The sequence below is a fragment of the Sphingomonas sp. LH128 genome (genome assembly GCF_000293195.2).
Taxonomy (GTDB): Bacteria; Pseudomonadota; Alphaproteobacteria; order Sphingomonadales; family Sphingomonadaceae; genus Novosphingobium; species Novosphingobium resinovorum_A.
Map to the genome: position 1 here is coordinate 1 of NZ_ALVC01000130.1, position 20,521 is coordinate 20,521.

A 20,521-nucleotide genomic window follows, 5' to 3' on the forward strand; every position below is an offset into this window, starting at 1 on the left:
GAACCCGTTCTGGCGCAGGGCGAGCGCGCACTGCGCTCCCCCATGTCCCGCTCCTACGATGACGACGTCTGATTTTTCCATGATGCCTTGCCGATCAGTCCTGAAGGAAGCGCGTCCTGCGGAAATCCGGCAAGTATCGGGTGCCGACGGCAAACCGCACGGCCTCCGACACTTGCCGGTTCCAGCCGTCCCTCACCGGTTAGAACAGATATCCGATGCCGTGCAGGTAATCGTCGGCATTGACGAGCGTGACGACCTTGCGCCCGATCCGCCACTGGCCGTCTTCGGCCGCTTCGAGATGGTGCTCGACATCGGCGGCGATCGTGCGCAGCCGTTCGAACTTGTATTCGGCGATCTGCATCGCCGAGCGCACGACGAGAACGTCGCCGTCCCGCTCGAACACGAAGCGCGAGATCGTGCGAACCGTCCGCGCCGGCGGTGAGGCAGACATGGAGAAGCCGCTGCGCAGCCGCTTCACGCGAGCCTCGCGCATTTCGGCGTCATCATAGGCGACGTTGAGCGCATCGGCGTGGTCCTTCACGCCGAACTCGGTGGGAATGATGTAGAGGCCGTCCTGCGACCACAGCGGCAGCCATGCCTTGTAGTCGAGCCGGTCGAGAATCTCGGCCTCGCGCCAGATGAACTGCATGGCGCCGAAGGCTTCGGCGGCATCGACGGTTGCGGTCATCGCCTCGGTGCTCATGCCGTCATCATCCTCTTCCACTGCTGATAGGCGGCACGCATGCCGGTTTCGGCGCTGACGTCGCCTGCATCGTGGCCGGCTTCGGCTACCCCCTCGGGCGCATCGACTCCTCGGTTGACCATGATCCACAGATCATCGCCCGCCGCTGCACCGCGCTGGACGCGCTCCCAGCCCTCGGCGTCGTCAGGCGTGCCGAAGCCCATCGGTCCCTGGAAGTGTTCGTGCAGGCGCAGGCGCATGCGGTTGCCCGCGACAGGGCCCTCATCCATGCCGATGGCGACGTGAGTAATCTCGGTCTCGTCCACGGCCACCGGGCGCAGCACGCGGAAGAACGCCATCGAGCAGGCGACATTGGGGAACAGGTTGAGGTTGAACCCGGTGCCGCCCACCGCGCGCACCACGCGGCGCACGGTCGCGTCGTCGTGGCCTTCGGCCACCAGTTCGGCCGCCAGGTCGGCGAAGCGATCGGGGATCGGTGCCTCGAGATTGTCCTCAAGGTCGATGAGATCGGGGATCATCACCATGACGGAGTGCCCGTTGCCGAGGTTCTCTACCCAGCCGCCATGGCCCAGCACGTCGAAGATATTCTCGGTCTCCGCATCGAGGCTGTCGAGGAAGGTCTTGTGGACGATCGGGAAGTGGTAGGCGTCGGTCGTGTTCTCGAGCTGGATCTTCCAGTTTCCGGGAAAGCGGAACTTGTGTTCGCCCAGCGTCTTCACGCCGAAGCCCGCCCCCTGCTTCATGAACAGATCGATCCACTTCTTCGCGGGGCCGAGGAATTCGGCGAGCGGCTCGATGTCATCCTTGAAGGTGGCGAAAATCATGCCGTTGTAAGTTTCGACGCGCAGCGAGACGAGGCTCAACTCCGCCTTTTCCGGCTCGCTCTGGTAACCCGAGGCGTGCGGCACCTTGCGCAGCGCGCCGTCCACGCCGTAGCTCCAGCCGTGGTAAGGGCAGACGAAGACGCTCGACTTGCCCTTCTTCTTCTCGCACACACTCGCGGCGCGGTGGCGGCAGCGGTTGAGCAGGACGTGGATGGTGTCCGTCTTGTCGCGCGTGACGATGACCGGCTGGTCACCGACCCACGAGGTCTTGAAGGTGTTGGCCTTGGGCACGTCGCTTTCATGCGCGACCCAGACCCAGGTGTTCCGGAAGATCCGGTCCAGCTCCTGATCGAAGATCGCCGGATCCTTGTAGAGCGAGGTATGGACGCGGTCGTCGCGGACGAGGTGTCCGCAGTCGATCGCGACGCCGCCCCGGGAGGTCGTCGTGGTCATGGATTTTCCCTTGTTATGAAGGCCCGCAGACCGCGATTGCGATCGGCGGGCCTCTATCTTCGAACTCAGCTTGCGGCGGTGAGCCGCTTCTCGATTTCGCGCGCGCAGGCGCAAAGCCGGGCGTCGCCGTTCATGCGGCCGACGATCTGGAGACCGACCGGCAGCCCGCGATCGGACAGCAGCGGCAGCGTCACAGCCGGGTGGCCGGACAAGTTGAAGGGGCGTACCAGCCGGGTGAGCGGTACGCAGGTGCGCGGGTCGGCGGCTTCCTCGATCGTCGGCGGGACCACCGGCAGGGTCGGCAGAAGCAGCACGTCGAACCGATCGAGCAGTGCATCGATCTCGGCGGCGAACCGGGCGCGGATGGCTTCGGCTTGGATCAGGTCTTCGGGGCGTACCATGCTGCCCGCGCGAACCCGGGCGCGTACGTCCTCGCCCATGCCCGGGTGATCGACATGCTCGCCGATCGCGGTCCAGGTTTCGGCGCCCATGACCGTGATTCCCGCTGTGAAGGCATCCACGAACGAATTCGCGCGGCACGTCTCGACGTCGCCCAAGCGGGTCATGGCCGTCGCGAACGCCGCGCGCACTTCGCCGTCCGCCTCGACGTCGAGCACGCCGATCCGCAGCGCGGCAGGGGCTTCCTCGGTCGGCCACTGTTCGACGATCGTGGCCATGGTGCGCTCGACGTCATCGATTTTCGTGGCGAAGACGCCGACGCAGTCCAGCGTACTCTCGCGCGGATGAGCGCCCTCGCGGCTGACGAGACCGAAGCTGGGCTTGAAGCCGACCAGCCCGCAGCAGGCGGCGGGCATGCGGACCGAGCCGCCGGTGTCAGTACCGATCGCGATATCGGCGATGCCCGCCGCCACGCCCACGGCCGAGCCGCTCGACGAGCCGCCGGGAATGCGATCGGGCCAGCGAGGATTGACGGGCGTGCCCGCCCAGGCATTGGCGCCGGTCACGCCGAATGCGAATTCGTGCATGTTGGCCTTGCCCACGATGGTCAGCGAAGCGTCCCGGCGCAGGCGCCGGACAACCTCGGCGTCATCGGCTGCCGGCGCGGTATCCGCCATGACCGCGCTGCCCTGGAACGTCGGGTAGCCCGCGATGTCGAGGCAATCCTTGACCAGCACGCGCACCGGGCCGTCGCCGATATCGAGTTTCCGCGCGACGGCACCAAATTCGTCGGTCACTTGTCTTCACTCCCCAGGCCAAGTTCATCGAAGGGGTTAAGCGCGACGAAGCGCAGCCGCGCGTTCTCGATGAAGCTGAGCATCTGCTCGTAGACGTAGAGCGAGTCGCGGCGGCGGAAGCCCGCCAGCAGCGTGCTGGCGATCGTCACCGAGATCGCCCGCGTCTCCTTGTCGTGCAAGGTGGCCAGGCGGACCGCGTTGACTTGGTCGAAGTGCCTGTGGATCATCGCCACCAGGCGCACGTTGGGCACCACCGCCAGCCACGCCTCGCGAAACGCGACGTTGGCGTTGAACAGCGCCATCATGTCGTCTTTCTCGTAGGCTTTCTGCGCGTCCGCGAATGCAGCCTCGAGCGTGGCCAAGCTCTCCGGAGTCATCTCGACCACAGCCATTGCCGCCGCGCGAGGCTCGAGCATCTTGCGGATCTCGAAGATCTCCAGAATGTCCGCGTTGCTCGGCGTCGGCAGTCTAAAGCCTCTCGTCGAACCGACAAGGTAACCTTCGTGGACCAGCCGCAGCAGGGCTTCGCGAGCCGGCATGCGCGACATTCCCAGTTCCGCAGCAAGCGCCTTGTCCACGATGCGGTCGCCGGGGGCGATCAATCCCAGGCGCAGGCGGCCGAGAACCTCGGCGTAAGCCTCTTCGGCATTGCTGCCTTTTTCAGCATCTTCGGGGAGGAAAGCGGTCATGAACACCTCGCGCTAAGTGCATACACTTTACGCACGTATATTTCATTATGCAACCATATTTGACGCATTTATACATTTTTGGTTTGACATGGATCAATTTTCGAATGAGAACGGTATGCAGATATCGCGCTACCGCAACGAGTGGCGCAAGCGAATCGAAGCCCTTCAACGGCCGCAACAATGACCATGGCAAAACATGCATGCCTTTCGGCTTGCGTGTTGGCTTCGGGCGGCGGTGGCTGAGCGAAGTTCAGGGACAGTGCGCTTATGCAAGTCGATCCAATCCCATCGGCATTCCCGCCTCAGGCACCATCGTCGATGCAAACGCGCGGTGCCTGGGTCATCGTCGGGCTGCTGACGGTGGTATACCTGCTGTCGTATGTGGACCGGCAAATCCTTGCGCTGCTGATCGAACCGATCAAGGCCGACCTCCAGATCGACGACTTGCGCTTCAGTTTCCTGACGGGGCTGGCGTTCTCCGTGTTCTTCGCCGTCGCCGGAGTGCCGCTGGGCTGGGCCTCGGACACCTTTCGGCGCAACCGGGTCATCGGAGCGGGCATCCTGTGCTGGAGCCTGGCGACGATCGCGTCGGGGCTGGCAGACAGCTACGGCCACATCTTCATCGCGCGCATCCTTGTCGGCGTCGGCGAAGCCGCGCTGACGCCTGCGGCCTATTCGCTGATCGCCGACATCGTCGCGCCCGCCATGTTGGGCCGCGCGATCGCGTTGTTTTCCATGGGCTCCCAGTTCGGCGCGGCGACGGCCTACCTGCTTGGTGGCGGGCTGGTCGCGATGCTGTCGCGCCCCGGCGCAGGCCTGCCGCTGTTCGGCGATCTGGCCGTCTGGAAGCAGATGTTCGTGATCGTCGGCCTGCCGGGCCTCGTGCTTGCGCCGGTGATCCTCTTCGGGGTGCGCGATCCGCGCCGCAATACGGCGGCAGATCGCGTGTCATTGGCAGCAGCCTGGGCACAGCTCAAGCCGCAGCGCGCCTTCCTCGTGCGGCACTACTGCGGGTTCACCGCGCTTGCGGCGGCATTCTTCTCGATCATGGCGTGGCTGCCGGCGATGCTGGGGCGGCGGCTCGGACTGGATGCCGCGCATTTGGGGCTGACCGCGGGCGCGCTCGTCCTGGTCTGTTGCCCGCTGGGGACGTTGACCGCAGGCTGGCTGGCCGATCGCCTGTCCGCCGCCTATGGGCGCAGTGCGCCTCTGCGTGCGGCGATCATCGGCATGCTGGTCATGGTGCCCGCGATGGTGATCATCGCCGTCGCCGGGAGCGGGCCGATGCTGATGCTCGGTACGGCGATGGCGCTGTTCGTTGCGCCCTGGCCGCTCGTCCATGCATCGCAGTCGTTGCAGACCAGCGTGCCGCCGCGTGTCAGAGCGCAGATTACCGCGCTGTTCCTGCTCATCGCCAACCTCATCGGCCAGACCGGCGGGGTGAGCCTGGTAGCGCTGCTGACCGACAAGGTCCTGCGTGATCCGGCAAAAGTCCACCTGTCGCTGGCAGCGGTGTGCATCGTCGCCATGCTGTTGGCCTGGCAGCCCTTGCGCAGCGCCGCCGCGCTCGTCCGGGAGGCGCGTGATGTCTGAATCGTCCGGGACCGATGCCGCCATCGGGCAGATTTGCGAATTGCAGGCCGAGCTGAACCAGCTTCGCGCGGACGTGGCGCTGCTCCAGGCCGAGGCCGGAGCGCGCCGCACGCTGGGCCGCTACATGCGCCTGTGCGACGTGCCACGCCTCATGGCCGGGGCGAGCGAGGAGGAGCGGGCCCGGGCCATCGCGGCGCTGTTCACGCCCGATGCGATCTGGGAAGGCGTGGGCGGTGCGCATGGCGCGCAGTTCGGCAGCCAGGTCGGGCGCGAGGCGATCGCCGCGCATTTCTTGAACTTCTATACGCAGCGCGAACCCGTGCAGGTCTTCAATACGCATTACCTGTGCACCGAAAGCCTCGAGGCCACGGGCGACAGGGTCACCGGCGACTGGGTCCAGTTCCAGCCCTGGGTCGATGCCGCAGGCGGCTCGCTGCTGCGCTCCAGCCGCCTCAACGTCGCGTTCGAGCAGGTCGGCGGCGAATGGCTGATCGCGCACTATCGCACCGAAAATCTCTTCATCGCCGCTCTGCCGGACAACTGGTGGAGTTCACTCATCGCAAGGCCCGCGCTGGAAATATCCGGCGCAGGCTGACCACCGCCGAAACCGAATTTGCCGCAGGAACTATCGTGCCGGGAGAAGCAAGATGCTCGCCGGTGCTCCCATTCACTTTACCATGAGGGTTACCATGACGAAGGCTGCATTGTATCTGCGAGGCACGTTCCTTGCCACGTCTCTGATGTTCACGCTGCCCGCCAGCGCGCAGGAAGCGCCCGCTGCGGCCGACGAGCAGGCCGGCGGTGACATCATCGTCACGGCCCAGAAGCGTCCCGAACTGCTGTCGAAGGCGCCGCTGTCGATCAGCGCGGCGACCGGCGACCAGCTCAAGAGCGCGGGCATCACCGATGCATCGAACCTTGCTACCGTCATTCCGACCGTGCGCATCGATCAGGCGAACGGTCTGCAGGTGACCATCCGCGGCGTATCCAGCGCCGACGGTACGGAAAAGGGCGATCCCTCGGCAGCCTTCATGCTCAACGGCGTCTATGTGGCTCGCCCGCAGATGCTTTCGGGTGCATTCTACGACATCGGCCGCGTCGAGGTTCTGCGCGGACCGCAGGGCACGCTCTACGGTCGCAATGCGACGGCGGGTGTCGTCAATATCATCGCCAACCGTCCTTCGACCGACAAGTTCGCGGCGGCGGTCAATGCCGAATACGGGAACTACGATACCTACCGCGTCGATGCGATGGTCAACGTGCCGTTGAGCGACCGCATCGCCGTGCGCGCCGCCGGCGCCTACAACAAGCATGATAGCTACCTGATCGCGGGAACCGGCGTCGGCGACCACAAGCTCGGGCAGGACCAGGACGAATATGCCGGGCGCCTGAGCCTCGATGCCAAGTTCGGCAGCGACGACCAGGGCGAGCTTTATATCGTAGGTGACTACACCCATCAGGGCGGCGCGGGCACGCAGGCTGTCACCATGGCCAACTTCTACGGCGCGGCCACCACGACCAGTCCGGTGTACCTGCATCCCTCGTCGAGCGAGGCGCGCACGGTCAATTATCCGGTCGTCAGCGACCCCTATCAGGACAATAAGATCTACGGCGTCACGGCCGAAGCGAAGTGGGATTTCGGTCCGGTGAACCTGACGTATCTCGGTTCCTACCGCATCTTCGACCAGGACCAGCGCAGCACTTACGTCAACTACAACGCGAACCGCTACGCCGAGCAGTACCAGTACACCAAGAACAAGTCGAATTCGCAGGAACTGCGCCTCGCCACTTCCGGCGACGGACCGCTGACGGCAGTTGCGGGCCTTTACTACTTCAAGGAGAAGTCCGACTACGCGGACACGGTTCTGCATGGCTATGCGGGCTTCCCGCTCTATACCTTCCAGCAGGGGCCGGTCGAAGCGGAATCGAAGGCGGCCTTCGGCCAGGCGACTTACGAGGTGGTCAAGGGGCTGCGCCTGACCGGCGGCCTGCGCTATTCGCACGATCAGAAATCGCGCCTAGGTGCGACGATCTACGATCGCAGTTCCTCGGTCATCGGCGCGGACACCAATGTCCTCTCGTCGATCAACGATGCCGCGCGCACGGACTCCAAGCTGACCTGGAAGGCCGGCGCGGAATACGATGTCACGCCGGACATCCTGACGTACGGCACCGTATCGACCGGCTACAAGGCCGGCGGCTTCAACGACGGCTGCGCGGCCGGTTCGCCGGGCTGCACCAGCCCGGTGGTCAACCTGTACTACAACCCGGAAGAACTGACCGCCTACGAGGTCGGCGTGAAGGGCAAGGCTCTGAACCGCATGATCACGTTCAGCCTCGCGGGCTTTTATTATGACTACACCAACATGCAGCTCAGTTCGCCGGGCCTGATCGGCCTGACGACGCTCAATGCCGGCAAGGCGACGATCAAGGGCATCGAGACGCAGTTCACACTGATCCCGACCTCGCAGGATCGCGTCGATCTGTCGATCAACTACCTCGATGGGCACTATACGGAGTATCGTCCCACCACGACGGTCGATTTCGCCGGGCGTCCGCTCGACAACTCGCCCAACTGGGTGGTGACGGCGGGCTACACGCACACGTTCCCGCTCGGCAACGGTGGCGACATTGCGGCGCATGTCGATACGATGATCAGCGATGACTACTATGTCACCTATTTCGGCAATGGAACGCAGTTCCGTAACCCGAGCTATATGAAGAGCAACGCGAACATCGCGTACAATGCGCCCGATGATGCGTACTATATCAGCGCTTTCATCAAGAACATCGAGAACTCGGTGCAGTTCTCGGGCTATGGCGCGGGCCGTGTCTATGTCTCGCAGCCGCGGGTCTACGGTGTTCGGGCAGGCATGAAGTTCTGACCGAACGACGGCGCCCGGAGCATTCTCCACCCAACCCGGGCGCCGTCACGCCTTTGCAGACCAGAGAGTACCCAACCGTCATGCTCAACCGGCGTCATTGTCTGATCGCGATCGGCAAAGCCGCATTTGCGGCGGGGTTGCCTTTGCCTGCCATGGCGGCTCCCCCGCATTTCTTCGGGACTGCCGGGGCAGAGCTCGGTCTCCAGTTGTTCATGCTGGACGCACAGGCCCGGACCGATCTCGAAGGTACGCTGCGGGCCGTGGCGAGCATGGGTTACCGCGAAGTGGAGATAGCCAATCTCTATGGCCGCTCGGGTGGTACGATCGCGGCGATGCTGCGGGCCGCGGGCCTTTCGTGCCCCAGCATCCACGTGCAGGGGCGCAGTCGCGGCGACGATGCGCCCAGCTTCGACGGTCCGCTCGGCGCTCTGGTTGGCGATGCGCAGGCCATCGGCGCCCGTACCTTGACGCTGGCCTCGTTTCGATTTCCCGACGACGCTCCGGCGAGGCTCCCTGACGAGCGTTTGCGCAAATACGTGGCACGCATCGGCAATCTGATGGATGCCGGTGCGTGGCGCCGCAATGCCGACTTCCTCAACCGGACCGGCGCGATGCTCGCACGCGAGGGCTTGCGCATCGGCTATCACAACCACAACGCCGAATTCGCGCCGCTGCCCGAAGGCGGTTGCGGGATGGACATCCTGCTGGGCGAAACCGATCCGGCCTGCGTCGATTTCGAATTGGACGTGGGATGGGTCGCGGCGGCCGCGCGTGACCCGATAGCGTTGCTGCGCGCTCATCAGGGGCGTTTCACCCAGCTTCATGTCAAGGACGTGGCCGCCGCCACCCCCGATTATGCCTTCGTTCAGAAGTCCGCACCGCTCGGCCTTGGTGTGCTGGACTGGCGAGAGATCCTGCCTGTCGCCCGGAAGGCGGGCGCGGTGCACTATTTCTTCGAACAAGATCCGCCATACGAAGAAGATCCCGCCGGAATCGCGGCGCGTGCCCATTCGTATCTGGCTGCCTTGCCGACCTGACGCAAAGTCATCATTCCATAGGAAGATCCCGATGCCCATGACCTCCAGATCCCGATCGCCGCGCCGCCGCGCCGCCGCGTTGCTGCTCGCCTCGGCGCTCGCAAGCCCGATCGGGATGATGCCTGCGGCGGCCCAGACCGTCGCCGCGACTGCCGCCCCTTCGGAGCAGGAGATCGCCGCGCGGGTGAAAAGTCTGCTGGGCGAACTGACGCTGGAGGAGAAAGTGTCGCTTCTCGCTGGTGGATCGCGCATTGCGACCGCCGCGGTGCCGCGTCTGGGCATTCCGGCCGTGCGCATGGCCGATGGCCCCAATGGTATCCGCGCCAACGAAACATACAAAGCCACCTCGTTCCCGGCCAGTTCCGCGATGGCGGCTACCTGGAACCCCGCGATGGCAAGCCGGGTGGGTGAAGCCATCGGAGAGGAAGCTCGCGCGCTCGACTATTCGATCGTCCAGGGCCCCGGCCTCAACATCCAGCGCGTGCCGGTGGGCGGTCGCAACTTCGAATATTATTCCGAGGACCCCTACCTCAGCGGCCGCATGGCAGTGGGCTGGGTCAAGGGCCTCCAGTCCACCGGCGTCATGGCCACCGCCAAGCATCTGGCGGTGAACAACCAGGAAACCGATCGCCAGACCGTCAACGTCATCGTCTCGCAGCGGGCGCTGCGCGAGGTCTATCTGCCCGGCTTCGAGGCGGTGGTGAAGGAAACCGACCCGGGGCTGATGATGGCGGCCTACAACAAGGTCAACGGCTTCTATTCGACCGAGAACAAGTGGCTCCTGCGCGATGTCCTCAAGGGCGACTGGCACTATCCCGGCGTCGTCATTTCGGACTGGGGCGCAACCCATTCCACCGCGCCTGCCATCAATGCCGGACTGGACTTCGAGATGCCCGCGCCGGCCAAGTTCTTCGGCAAGGACATGGTCGCGGCGGTGCGACGCGGCGACGTGTCCCTGGCGACGCTCGACGATTCGGTGTCGCGCATGTTGCGCCTGATCATTCGCTCGGGCCGGATGGACGGCTGGACACTGCGGCCGCAGGACAAGGTGGACAGCGTAGAACACCGCGCCACTTCGCTGGCTGCCGCCGAGCAGGCGATCACCCTGCTCAAGAACGACGGCCATGCGCTTCCGCTCGATCCGGCCAAGATCCGCCGGATCGCGGTGATCGGCCCGAACGCCGATGCCCGCATGATCCAGGGCGGGGGCAGTTCCGAAGTCACCGCCATCCGCGTCACCACGCCGCTGGAAGGGCTGAGGGCGGCGCTGCCCAAGGCCCGGATCGATCACGCCATCGGCGTCACCAACGATCGCTTCGCGGCGATGGCCGACCCGCGCATGTTCTCGACCACCGCCGACCGCCACGAACAGGGGTTGACGCAGAAGCTGTGGACCAGCGGCAGCATGGACGGCGCCCCGGTGCGCACGATGACCGACGACGTCTTCATGCGCTTCTACTTCGGCCCGGAACTGTCGGAGGATGCCGGGAACAAGGTCGTCATGCAGTGGACCGGCTACTTCTGGCCGCCCACCACCGGCGACTATGATTTCAGCATGATCGACCGGGGCAACACCAGCGTGTGGGTGGACGGCAAGCCGGTCATCGCGCCGTCACAGCCCAACTCGCCCTCGCCGCTGTTCGGCGGCTTCGGCTGGCGGGAGCGCCGGACCAGCGTGCATCTGGAGGCCGGCCGCGCCTATCCGTTCCGCATGGACTTCATGCCCGCCCGGCACTGGAACCTGGCCTATCGCTTGGGCATCCAGCAGCCGGTCGGCTCCATCGCGCAGGCGGTCGAGGCGGCGAAGGGCGCGGATGCGGCGATCGTGTTCGTCGGCAGCTCGGTGACCTCTGAAAGCGAGGAGGCCGATCGTCCCAACCTGAAGCTCTACGGCGAGCAGGACAAGCTGGTCGAAGCGGTCGCGGCCGCGAACCAGCGCACCATCGTCGTGCTCAACACCGGCGGGCCGGTTGAGATGCCGTGGAAGGACAAGGTCTCGGCGATTGTCGAGGGCTGGTTCCTGGGCGGCGAGGTCGGCAACGCAGAAGCGAACGTGCTGACCGGCCGCACCAACCCATCGGGCAAGCTGCCGGTCACGTTCCCCAGGCGGATCGAGGACAACCCGACCTTCGCGACGTTCCCCGGCAAAAACCTAGAGGCGCATTACAGCGAGGACCTGCTGGTCGGCTATCGCTGGTATGACGACAAGGCGATCGAACCGCTGTTCCCCTTCGGCCACGGCCTTTCCTACACCAGTTTCGCCTATGGCGGCATGAAGCTGGTCAAGGCAGACAAGGGCTGGCGGGTCAGCTTCACCGTGCGCAACACGGGCAAGGTGGCGGGCGCGGAAATCGCGCAGCTCTACCTCGCGTTCCCGCAGGCCGCGGGCGAGCCGCAGCGCCAGCTGAAGCGTTTCGAGCGCGTCGAGCTGAAGCCCCGCCAGACCCAGCGCATCTCGTTCGACCTGACGGACGCCGACTTGCGGATATGGGATACTGCGGCGAACGACTGGAAGGTCGAGAACGGGACCTACAAGGCCTTCGTCGGCGGATCGTCGCGCGTGCTGCCGCTTTCGGTGCAGTGGACGCGTTGAGCGTGGCAGCCCTCGCGCAGGTTCGCAGCATCGCCGCCGCGCTCATCGATGCGCGGCGGCGGCAGGTAGCCCTGCCGCTGTTTCCGGAGGCCGTGCCGGACACGCTCGATGCGGCCTATGCCATCCAGCGCTGCGCCATAGAGGGATGGGATGATGCGATCGCGGGCTGGAAAGTCGGTCGCCTCGACGCCCGCTTGAGCGAACGCTACGGCGTCGATCGCTTCATAGGGCCGGTGTTCGCGCGCGATGTCGTCCATGTCGAGGATGGCCGAACGAGCGTGTTTCGTCTGATCCCGGATGGAAGCGGCGCGTTCGAGGCAGAACTGGTGGCCTTCGCCAGCGCCGACCAGCCACCGCACGTCGCGGCGTGGACGCGCGCGGGCGCGGCGGAACTCGTCGGTGCCATTCACACCGGCATCGAACTCGCGGGCAGTCCCGTAACTGGGATCGGGGCGTTGCCCACCACGGCGTCGATCGCCGCCTTCGGCAACAACGCGGGGCAGATCGTCGGGCCGCTCACGACGCTGATGCCCGGTCCGATGCTCGACGATGTTACCGTGACCAGTTCGGTCGACGGCAGCGAGGTCAGGACCGCCGAAGCCTCGGCGCTGCCCGGAGGTCCGATGGCTGCCATGGCTTTTGCCCTCGAGCAGCTACACGCATTCGGCATGCCGCTTCGCAAGGGGCAGTTCGTATCGACAGGGGCCGTGACCGGCGTGCACGAGGTCGCGACAGGCCAATGCTGGGAAGCGACGTTCCATGGGCACGGACGTCTCGTTTGCCGGGTCCATGCGCAAGATCGTTCCGATATGGACGTCTAGAACGCGATCACTGTGCCTTGCATGGATAATCCGACCTGACGTCATCGCATTCTGATCGCTTGCGGCAATATCCGGGCAACGGCGCTGCCGTTCAGACCGCTCGGCATCACATGGTTTTGCGGTGTCAATGCCGCGATCGTAGCGCCCCTGTCACATCGAGCCGATAGGCGGCGCCCATGCCTGTCTTCTCTCCCTCCCGGATGCAGTGGATCGCGCGGGAGATCATCCCGCACGAACCGGACTTGCGCCGCTGGCTCGCCACGCGTCTGCCGCCTTCGGATGTCGATGACGTGGTCCAGGAATCTTACGCAATTCTCGCCGGTATGCAGGCCGTCGATCATATTGCGGCGCCGCGCAACTATCTGTTCACCGTAGCGAAATCGGTGATGCTCAAGAGCTTGCGCAAGGGCCGTGTCGTCGAGATGGATCGGTTCGCGGAAGCCGAAAGCCTTCAGGTTCCTTGCGATCGCCCTGGCCCCGAGGTGGTGGTGGCCGATCGTCAGGAACTGAAGCGGCTCGGCGCCATGATCGAGCAACTGCCGCTCAAGTGCCGGCAGGCCTTCGTGCTGCGAAAGTTGCATGGTCTGTCGCAGCGGCAGGTTGCGGCGGAGATGGGTATTTCCGAAAATACCGTGGAAAAACATATGGCAAAGGCGATCATATTGCTCTCCGGAGCGATTGGACGTGGCGGAAACCGGCGATTGGCGACATCATTGGGAGATGATCGAATCGCGGACCCGGCATGGGGAGAGGTCGTTGGTGGCTCCTCCTCCGAACGCCATTGATGAAATTGCTGCGGCTTGGGTGGCCAGGATCGACCGGGCTCCGCTGAGCCCGGATGATCAACATGCTCTCGATACATGGATGGCGGCAAGCCCCCGCCACGCCGGGGCACTGGCGCGTGCGAGCGCGATGAATCTCTATTTGGACAAGGCCGCCGCGCTGGGACCTGCGTTCGATCCCGACCGGGGCCGGACATGGCGGATGCCGTCGTTCGGCATGGATCGACGGCAGATGCTGATCGGCGGCAGCACGATGGCGCTGGCCGTGGTGGGTACGGGTCTTTCCTATGCCGTGCTCACGCAGAAAAGCCGGGTGTCCACCGGCAAGGGCGTGATCCAGCGGCACCCGCTCGCCGACGGATCCTCGATGACCCTCAACACCGCGACTGAGGTGGCCGTGGCTTTCGACAGCGCCGTGCGCAAGGTCGAACTGCTGGACGGCGAAGCGCGCTTCGACGTCATCAAGGATGCCGCTCGTCCTTTCCTGGTGCTGGCGGGCGATGTCACCGTCCGGGCGATCGGCACCAGCTTTTCCGTCTGGCGCAATTCCGGATCGGGTACTCGCGTGGTGGTGTCCGAAGGGATCGTCGAGGTCGTTCGCGCCGGCAAGATGCTTGCGAACCGCCTGACGGCCGGGCGGATGCTCCATCTGGATGATGGCGGCGCGATCGTCGAAAAGGCGCTTTCGCCTTATGCGCTGGAACAGGTTTCGGCATGGACCTCGGGCATGGTCGACATGAACGGCCTCTCCCTGCGCGAGGCGGCGCAGGAGTTCGGCCGCTATTCCGAAACCCGGATAGAGTTGCAGGATGCCGCCGTGGCGAACTTGCGCGTTTCAGGGGTCTATTCGATCAACAATCCGGTCGGCTTCGCCCGCGACGCCGCGCTCAGCCTGGGGCTGGAAGCGGTGTCCGGCGACGGTTCGGTGCTGATCCGGCGGAAGTGAACCCGGGCCGTTGATGATTTTTTCCGGGGTGGATGGCGGGAAGCGATTTCCCTGAACTCTTCTTCACGTGGGCAGCAGATCGCTGCGCGTGAAGGGGACAGTTCATGACATCGAAGTCCTGGTTGGCGGCGGGGATCGGTATCGCCGCGCTGACCATCGCCATGCCTGCGCTTGCGCAAGTAAGAAACTTCAACATCCCGGCACAGGACCTGGGCACGGCTCTGTCGCGCTTGGCCCATCAGGCCGATATCCAGATCGTCGCGCCGGACGCGGTGACCCGCCGCTTCCGCAGCCATGCGGTGCAGGGGCAGATGGAAACCCGCGCGGCGATCGCCCGCATGATCGAGGGCAGCGGCCTGGTGGTGGCCTCGGACAGCGGCAGCGTCGTCGTGCTCGCGGCGGGAAACGACGGAGAGGCGGCTTCCGGCCCGAAGGCTGAGAGCGTCGAGCCCGAAGCCGCGGAAATCGTCGTTACCGGCGCGCACCCCATCGCCGAATCCGAGGCTGCGGCGCTAGCCCGCCAGCGCGCATCGGATTCGCTGGTCAGCGTCGTGGCGTCGGACTCGGTCGGCCGCATGCCGGACCAGAACATGGCGCAGGCACTCGGCCGTATTCCCGGCGTCGCCATCCAGCGCGATCAGGGCCGCGCCCGCTATCTCAACTTGCGCGGTGCACCGAAGAACTGGACGACGGTGTCGTTCGACGGGATCAACGTGATCAGCCCCGGTGGACGCCAGACGCTGTTCGACACCATTCCTGCGGCGATCGCCTCGCAGGTGGTCGTGCGCAAGGCCGTCACCCCGGACATGACCGGCGAAACCGTCGCGGGCAATATCAACATCGTGACCCGCTCGGGCTTCGATTTCCCCGGCCTGCACGTCGCAGGCAAGCTGGGCGGCGGCGTCCAGCGGATCGGCAACAAAGGTGAGGTGGACACGTCACTCACGGTGTCGGATCGCTTTCAGACCGGCGTGGGCGAGATCGCGGTAGTGCTGTCCGGCACGTACTATCACCGCAGTTTCCTAGTCGACAACTTCGAGAATACCTGGGCGCAGGTGGCCCGCGATACCCGCCCGGGTTCGCAGGACCGGTATTGGGCGGCGACCAGCACGAACAAGTTCTATCGCTTCACCAATACCAACTGGTCCGGCAGCGGCCGGGTCGACTGGCGCATCAACGATCGTCACCGGCTGTTCGCCTCCGCCGTCTACACCGCGCTGACGGAGAACGAGGCGCGCGACCGCTTCGTCTTCAACATGGCCGAACAGCAAAGCCGCCTGCCGACCGGGACTACGGCCTGCGCCGCTATCGCCCCGCCTGCTGCGGGCACCACCGGCTATGCCGACATCTGCACCGGCAATACGCCGCAGGCCGGAACTGTCTACGGCATCCCGCTGACCATCGGCATTTCGTACAAGGATTTCCTGCAGAGCGTCAGCACCAACACCCTGGGCGGCGACCACGAGATCGGCGACTGGAACGTGCAGTGGCGGGCCAACTATACCCGTGCGCTCGACGATCGCAGCATTCCGAACACGATGACGTATGCGACGCCCGCCTTCGGCACCAACGGTGCGGGCGCGGGCAGCCGCGTGACCGTGGGCTACGATTATTCCAACCCCTTGCTGTCGCGCCTGTCGCTGTACACCACCCAGCGCTCGACGAGCGGTGTCCTGTCGCAGGGCGGGGCGGTGTCCGACGTCAGCGCCTATCCGCTCACACTGACGGGCCTGTCGGGCCTGAAGGCGAAGGACGTGACCGACGCTTACACTGGAAAGCTCGTCCTCTCGCGCAATCTGTCGCTGCTAGGCCACGAGAGCGTGCTGACGTTCGGCGGGCAATACGATCGCCGTACCAAGATCGCCCGCGAACGCAGCCTCAAGCTGTCCACGGCGCAGGCGGCCGCAGCCGGGATAACCACCGATTACGCCTCGGCGCTGACCGACAGCATGCATGACGGTGGCCTGTCGGTCGGCTATCAGGCGCGGTATTTCGATCTCGACACCCTGCTTGCGAATCTGGCGAAAGCGGAAGCGGCGGGCGATTATGCGCCGAATACCGCCAACTATTACCGGGTCAGCGAAGAGGTTCTCGCGGGCTTCGCCATGCTCAAGACGACGTTCGACTGGGGCAATGTGGTCGCGGGTGCGCGGGTGGAGAAGGTCAGCAACGAGGGCCGCGCATTCGTGACGCTGGCGGGAGTGTCCACCCCTATCCTCGCGGGTAACGACCGCACGCTGGTGTTCCCCAGCCTGCACGCCAACGTGAACCTGGATTCCAGCAAGGTGCTGCGCCTTTCGCTCAACACCGGCGCGGCGCGTCCCGATTACTCGATCCTGCGTCCGAACTTCACCTATAGCGACACCGGCCAGACGGTTTCGGGCGGAAACCCGCAGGCCCGCCCGGAGCGCGCGAAGGGGGTGGACCTGTACTTCGAATGGTACACCAGGCCGCAAGGTTTCATCAGCCTCGGCGGCTTTTACAAGAAGCTCGACGGCGTCCTGTTCTCCGCGACCGGCATCTTCAACAGCACCGCGCTCAACAGCGGCGGCGTCGATCGTTCGGGCTACGTCTATTCGACGACACTCAACGGCGGCAGCGGCGAACTCTACGGCATCGAAGGCGTGTTCCAGCAGCAGCTGGAGCCTTACACGCAGGCGCTCGGACTGCCCGACTGGATGGGCGGCTTCGGCGTGCAGGCCAATGTCACCGTCAATCGCGGCAAGGCGAATACGCCCGACGGTCGCTCGGTGCAGTTCCCGGGCGCCTCGAAGCTGATCTACAACGTGGGCGGCTACTACGAGATGTCGGGTGTCTCGCTCCGCCTGAACTACCAGTACCGCTCGCCATGGGTCGATGCGATCGCCAGCGCCGCCGAAGGGGGAGACCTCTATTTCGCAGCGGATCGGCAACTCGACTTTTCGAGCCGCTACGCGATCAACGACCGCCTCGAAGTGTACTTCGATGTCGCCAACATCCTGAACGCCCCGCTGAGGCGTTACGCCGGCGATGCATCGCGGCCGGTCGAATTCGCCCGCTACGGCCAGCGTTACGAAGGCGGCTTCCGCTTCAACTTCTGACCGGGGGTGAACGCAACCCGCCGGACGCTTTTCAAGACATCACATTATCTCAGGAGATTACCCATGAAGATGCATTGGTTCCATGCCGCCCTTCCGATGGCGGCCGTGCTGGCAACGGCGGCATCCGCGCAGGAGACGCGCAACCCCGAGGTCTCCGGTCCTTTCGTGACTTCGCCTGTCATGCTCAACACCAGTTCGGCCTCGGTCACCGTATCGTGGCTGGAAAAGGGCGCCGACGTGACCGTGCGGCAGGGTACGGAGGTGCAGTCCAGCTTCCCCGTCGAGGTGCGCAAGACCACGTTCACGCATCTCAAGCCCGGCACCGTCTATACTTATGACGCCGGGCCGGCCGGCAAGGGCAAGTTCAAGACACCGCCGCTGGTCGGCCAGCCGTTCGAATTCCTGATGTATGCGGAATCGCGCAACGGCAACGTGTCCAATACGATCGAGCAGCAGGACAAGACCAATGGCGACGACATCCATTCGCAAATGATCGCGACGATGTCGAAGGAGGATCCCGATTTCGTGATGCATCTGGGCGATGCCATCCAGACCGGCCCGGACCAGCAGGAGTGGTTCGACTTCTTCCGCATCACCGCGCCGCTCATGCGCAAGACCAACGTTGCGCTCGTCTACGGTAACCACGAGGCGAATGCCCCGCTGGTCCACGACATGTTCAACCAGCCCAAGACCTACTATTCGTTCAACTGGGGAACATCGCATTTCATCGTGCTCGACAGCGAGTACGACCGGGTGCGGCTGGCCCAGGCGGGCAAGTCGACGGAGAGCGAGCAGGAGAAGCTCTGGCAGGAGGAACTGACCTGGTTCAAGGAAGATCTGGAGGCCAACAAGGGCGCCGACAACATCTTCGTCGCGTTCCATCTGCCGGTCCATACGGCCACTGCGTACAAGCGCCGCGACCGCAGTTTCCGCATCCAGCGTGAATGGGTGCCGCTGATCGAGAAGTACAACGCGATCGTGCTCAACGGTCACGAGCACAACTACCAGCGGGCTCAGGCCAACGGCATTCACTATTTCGTGACCGGCAGCGCAGGGGCGTCGCTGGAGAAGGTGGACTGGCCCGAGCCGGGCATCACCAAGAAAGCGCTTGCGGCTTTTGCCTACACCAAGTTCCGCGTCGACGGGAAGCACGTGACGATGGAAGCGTTCGATGTGCATGGCAAGAAGATCGACGAGGAAAACGTCCGTTAAGGCGGTTCGTCGGTCATTCTTGTCGCGATGGCGGTCGAGGCGAGACTGCCTGCCGTCACGAACGAACCCCGGGGCTGCGTCAAGCCGCCCCGGGGCCGTGCAGGCGAAGCGAGGGTATCGGCCCGTCAGAAGACCATCGAGAATACCGCGTAGAGGCCGCCCGCCAGCAGGATCGAGCAAGGCAGCGTCAGCACCCAGGCCATCAGCAGGTTGCGCACGGTGCTCATTTGCAGGCCCGACCGGTTGGCGGCCATGGTTCCTGCCACGCCCGAGGACAGCACATGCGTGGTCGATACCGGCAGGCCGAGATGGTCGGCCGCGAAGATCGTACCCATCGCCACCAGTTCGGCCGAAGCGCCCTGCGCATAAGTGAGGTGCGACTTGCCGATCTTCTCGCCCACCGTCACGACGATACGCTTCCAGCCGACCATGGTGCCAAGCCCCAGCGCGAAAGCCACTGCCACCTTGACCCAGGTGGGGATGAAGCGGGTGCCCGCATCGAGCGACTTCTTGAAGCCGTTCACCGCCTCGATCCGCGTGTCGTCGAGGTTTGCGGTGTCATCCTTGGCAAGCCGCTTGATGGCTTCGGACGCGAGATACATGTCGTTGCGCACGTTCTCGGTCGCGGCGGCGGGGACCTTGGCGAGTGAGCCGTATTCGTCGACCTGGCGATCGATGTCCTTCACCAGCGCAGCGATCGCGGGCGTGGTCTCGGGCTTGTAGGTCTTGTCGGCGATATAGGCGGTGACGGCGCGGCGCGCTTCGGCGGGGCGCATGGTCGGCGTCGTGCCGCCGCCGAGCGCGGCATAGGCCTTGTCGGCGCCGACGTGGAATTCCTGCGTGTAGCTTTCCGGCACGGCGCGGTTCAGCGCATAGGCGGTGGGCACGGTGCCGATCAGGATCAGCATGATCAGGCCCATGCCCTTCTGTCCGTCGTTCGAGCCGTGGGCGAAGCTGACGCCGGTGCAGGTGAAGATCAGCAGCACGCGGATCCACAGCGGCGGCGGGGTATCGCCCTTGGGTTCCTGGTAGAGCGCCTCGTTGCGGACCAGCACCTTCATCGCCAGGAACAGCAGCGCGGCCAGCCCGAAGCCGACCAGCGGCGAGACCAGCAGCGCCTGGCCGATCTCGGTCGCCTTGCTCCAGTCCACGCCCGCGGTGCCGCTCTTGCCGTGCATCATCGCGTTGGCGACGCCGACGCCGATGATCGAGCCGATCAGCGTGTGCGAACTGGAAGAGGGAATGCCCAGCCACCAGGTGGCGAGGTTCCATAGGATCGCGGCGATCAGCAGCGCGAAGACCATCGCGAAGCCCGCGCTGGAGCCGACCTGCAGGATCAGCTCGACCGGCAGCAGCGAGACGATCCCGAAAGCCACCGCGCCGGTGGACAGCAGGACGCCGAGGAAATTGAAGAACCCGGACCACACCACCGCGACATTGGCGGGCATGGCATTGGTGTAGATCACCGTGGCGACTGCATTGGCGGTATCGTGAAACCCGTTCACGAACTCGAAGCCCAGCGCGATGAGCAGCGCCAAGAAGAGCAGCAGGAACGGCAGCAGCGCGATGGCGGCCATGCCCGAGGCGCTGGCGTCGGCATAGACGCTGTAGGCGACATAGACGATCGCCGCCAGGATCGCCGCGCCGAAGCCCAGTTGCCCGGCGATTCCCAGGCCCTTTTCCATATCGGGGCGGGCATGGGTGTGG

At 64.9% G+C, this 20,521-nt stretch carries 15 protein-coding genes and 1 pseudogene; 11 read left to right on the forward strand and 5 right to left on the reverse strand.

Features of this window, described 5'->3' with window-relative positions; all coding sequences use genetic code 11:
- Positions 1-199: 199 nt before the first annotated feature.
- From LH128_RS11305 to LH128_RS11320, 4 genes are all read right to left on the reverse strand, one after another.
- Positions 200-703, reverse strand: coding sequence for an aromatic-ring-hydroxylating dioxygenase subunit beta (locus LH128_RS11305; protein ID WP_008829759.1), 504 nt, complete (start codon positions 701-703; stop codon positions 200-202).
- On the reverse strand, positions 700-1,980 hold the full coding sequence (locus LH128_RS11310) for an aromatic ring-hydroxylating oxygenase subunit alpha (RefSeq protein WP_008829760.1): 1,281 nt from the start codon (positions 1,978-1,980) through the stop codon (positions 700-702). The genes LH128_RS11305 and LH128_RS11310 overlap by 4 nt, the downstream gene beginning before the upstream one ends.
- Positions 1,981-2,045: 65 nt before the next feature.
- Positions 2,046-3,176, reverse strand: coding sequence for an amidase (locus LH128_RS11315; protein WP_008829761.1), 1,131 nt, complete (start codon positions 3,174-3,176; stop codon positions 2,046-2,048).
- Positions 3,173-3,865, reverse strand: coding sequence for a GntR family transcriptional regulator (locus LH128_RS11320; RefSeq protein WP_008829762.1), 693 nt, complete (start codon positions 3,863-3,865; stop codon positions 3,173-3,175). The genes LH128_RS11315 and LH128_RS11320 overlap by 4 nt, the downstream gene beginning before the upstream one ends.
- Before the next feature lie 318 nt (positions 3,866-4,183).
- Between LH128_RS11320 and LH128_RS11325 the strand changes: the two genes are divergently transcribed.
- From LH128_RS11325 to LH128_RS11370, 11 genes and pseudogenes are all read left to right on the forward strand, one after another.
- Entirely contained in the window at positions 4,184-5,458 is a 1,275-nt protein-coding gene (locus LH128_RS11325) for a spinster family MFS transporter (RefSeq protein ID WP_008829763.1), read from the forward strand.
- On the forward strand, positions 5,451-6,053 hold the full coding sequence (locus LH128_RS11330) for a nuclear transport factor 2 family protein (RefSeq protein ID WP_008829764.1): 603 nt from the start codon (positions 5,451-5,453) through the stop codon (positions 6,051-6,053). The genes LH128_RS11325 and LH128_RS11330 overlap by 8 nt, the downstream gene beginning before the upstream one ends.
- 94 nt (positions 6,054-6,147) lie before the next feature.
- A complete protein-coding gene (locus LH128_RS11335; RefSeq protein WP_008829765.1) occupies positions 6,148-8,343 on the forward strand; it encodes a TonB-dependent receptor in 2,196 nt (731 codons plus the stop codon).
- A 152-nt stretch (positions 8,344-8,495) separates the two neighbouring features.
- Positions 8,496-9,380, forward strand: a complete 885-nt coding sequence (locus LH128_RS11340; RefSeq protein WP_211151257.1) for a sugar phosphate isomerase/epimerase family protein — start codon at positions 8,496-8,498, stop codon at positions 9,378-9,380.
- A gap of 37 nt (positions 9,381-9,417) precedes the next feature.
- Positions 9,418-11,973, forward strand: coding sequence for a beta-glucosidase H (locus LH128_RS11345; RefSeq protein WP_051211470.1), 2,556 nt, complete (start codon positions 9,418-9,420; stop codon positions 11,971-11,973).
- 2 nt (positions 11,974-11,975) lie between these two features.
- Entirely contained in the window at positions 11,976-12,794 is an 819-nt protein-coding gene (locus tag LH128_RS11350; RefSeq protein WP_051211471.1) for a 2-keto-4-pentenoate hydratase, read from the forward strand.
- Between the two features lie 176 nt (positions 12,795-12,970).
- Positions 12,971-13,579, forward strand: coding sequence for an RNA polymerase sigma factor (locus LH128_RS11355; protein WP_008829769.1), 609 nt, complete (start codon positions 12,971-12,973; stop codon positions 13,577-13,579).
- Positions 13,515-13,694 (forward strand): annotated as a pseudogene (locus LH128_RS35010) (FecR/PupR family sigma factor regulator); the annotation flags it as partial. The gene LH128_RS11355 and the pseudogene LH128_RS35010, both read left to right, overlap by 65 nt.
- Positions 13,695-13,706: 12 nt before the next feature.
- Positions 13,707-14,522: a FecR family protein gene (locus LH128_RS11360; RefSeq protein ID WP_248006195.1), complete on the forward strand. Its 816-nt coding sequence runs from the start codon at positions 13,707-13,709 to the stop codon at positions 14,520-14,522.
- 104 nt (positions 14,523-14,626) lie between these two features.
- Positions 14,627-17,602: a TonB-dependent receptor gene (locus tag LH128_RS11365; RefSeq protein ID WP_008829771.1), complete on the forward strand. Its 2,976-nt coding sequence runs from the start codon at positions 14,627-14,629 to the stop codon at positions 17,600-17,602.
- Between the two features lie 63 nt (positions 17,603-17,665).
- A complete protein-coding gene (locus tag LH128_RS11370; RefSeq protein ID WP_008829772.1) occupies positions 17,666-18,814 on the forward strand; it encodes a metallophosphoesterase in 1,149 nt (382 codons plus the stop codon).
- A gap of 125 nt (positions 18,815-18,939) precedes the next feature.
- Here the strand turns inward: LH128_RS11370 and LH128_RS11375 are convergent, their stop codons facing one another.
- Positions 18,940-20,499, reverse strand: a complete 1,560-nt coding sequence (locus LH128_RS11375) for an inorganic phosphate transporter (protein ID WP_051211472.1) — start codon at positions 20,497-20,499, stop codon at positions 18,940-18,942.
- Positions 20,500-20,521: the final 22 nt, after the last annotated feature.

What these genes read in the sequence shown, in the direction of transcription:
- LH128_RS11305 (WP_008829759.1), bottom strand. Translation starts at nt 703, where the DNA reads ATGAGCACCGAGGCGATGACCGCAACCGTCGATGCCGCCGAAGCCTTC.
- LH128_RS11310 (WP_008829760.1), bottom strand. Translation starts at nt 1,980, where the DNA reads ATGACCACGACGACCTCCCGGGGCGGCGTCGCGATCGACTGCGGACAC.
- LH128_RS11320 (WP_008829762.1), bottom strand. Translation starts at nt 3,865, where the DNA reads ATGACCGCTTTCCTCCCCGAAGATGCTGAAAAAGGCAGCAATGCCGAA.
- LH128_RS11325 (WP_008829763.1), top strand. Translation starts at nt 4,184, where the DNA reads ATGCAAACGCGCGGTGCCTGGGTCATCGTCGGGCTGCTGACGGTGGTA.
- LH128_RS11330 (WP_008829764.1), top strand. Translation starts at nt 5,451, where the DNA reads ATGTCTGAATCGTCCGGGACCGATGCCGCCATCGGGCAGATTTGCGAA.
- LH128_RS11335 (WP_008829765.1), top strand. Translation starts at nt 6,148, where the DNA reads ATGACGAAGGCTGCATTGTATCTGCGAGGCACGTTCCTTGCCACGTCT.
- LH128_RS11340 (WP_211151257.1), top strand. Translation starts at nt 8,496, where the DNA reads ATGGCGGCTCCCCCGCATTTCTTCGGGACTGCCGGGGCAGAGCTCGGT.
- LH128_RS11345 (WP_051211470.1), top strand. Translation starts at nt 9,418, where the DNA reads ATGACCTCCAGATCCCGATCGCCGCGCCGCCGCGCCGCCGCGTTGCTG.
- LH128_RS11355 (WP_008829769.1), top strand. Translation starts at nt 12,971, where the DNA reads ATGCCTGTCTTCTCTCCCTCCCGGATGCAGTGGATCGCGCGGGAGATC.
- LH128_RS11360 (WP_248006195.1), top strand. Translation starts at nt 13,707, where the DNA reads ATGAATCTCTATTTGGACAAGGCCGCCGCGCTGGGACCTGCGTTCGAT.
- LH128_RS11365 (WP_008829771.1), top strand. Translation starts at nt 14,627, where the DNA reads ATGACATCGAAGTCCTGGTTGGCGGCGGGGATCGGTATCGCCGCGCTG.
- LH128_RS11370 (WP_008829772.1), top strand. Translation starts at nt 17,666, where the DNA reads ATGAAGATGCATTGGTTCCATGCCGCCCTTCCGATGGCGGCCGTGCTG.
- LH128_RS11375 (WP_051211472.1), bottom strand. Translation starts at nt 20,499, where the DNA reads ATGGAAAAGGGCCTGGGAATCGCCGGGCAACTGGGCTTCGGCGCGGCG.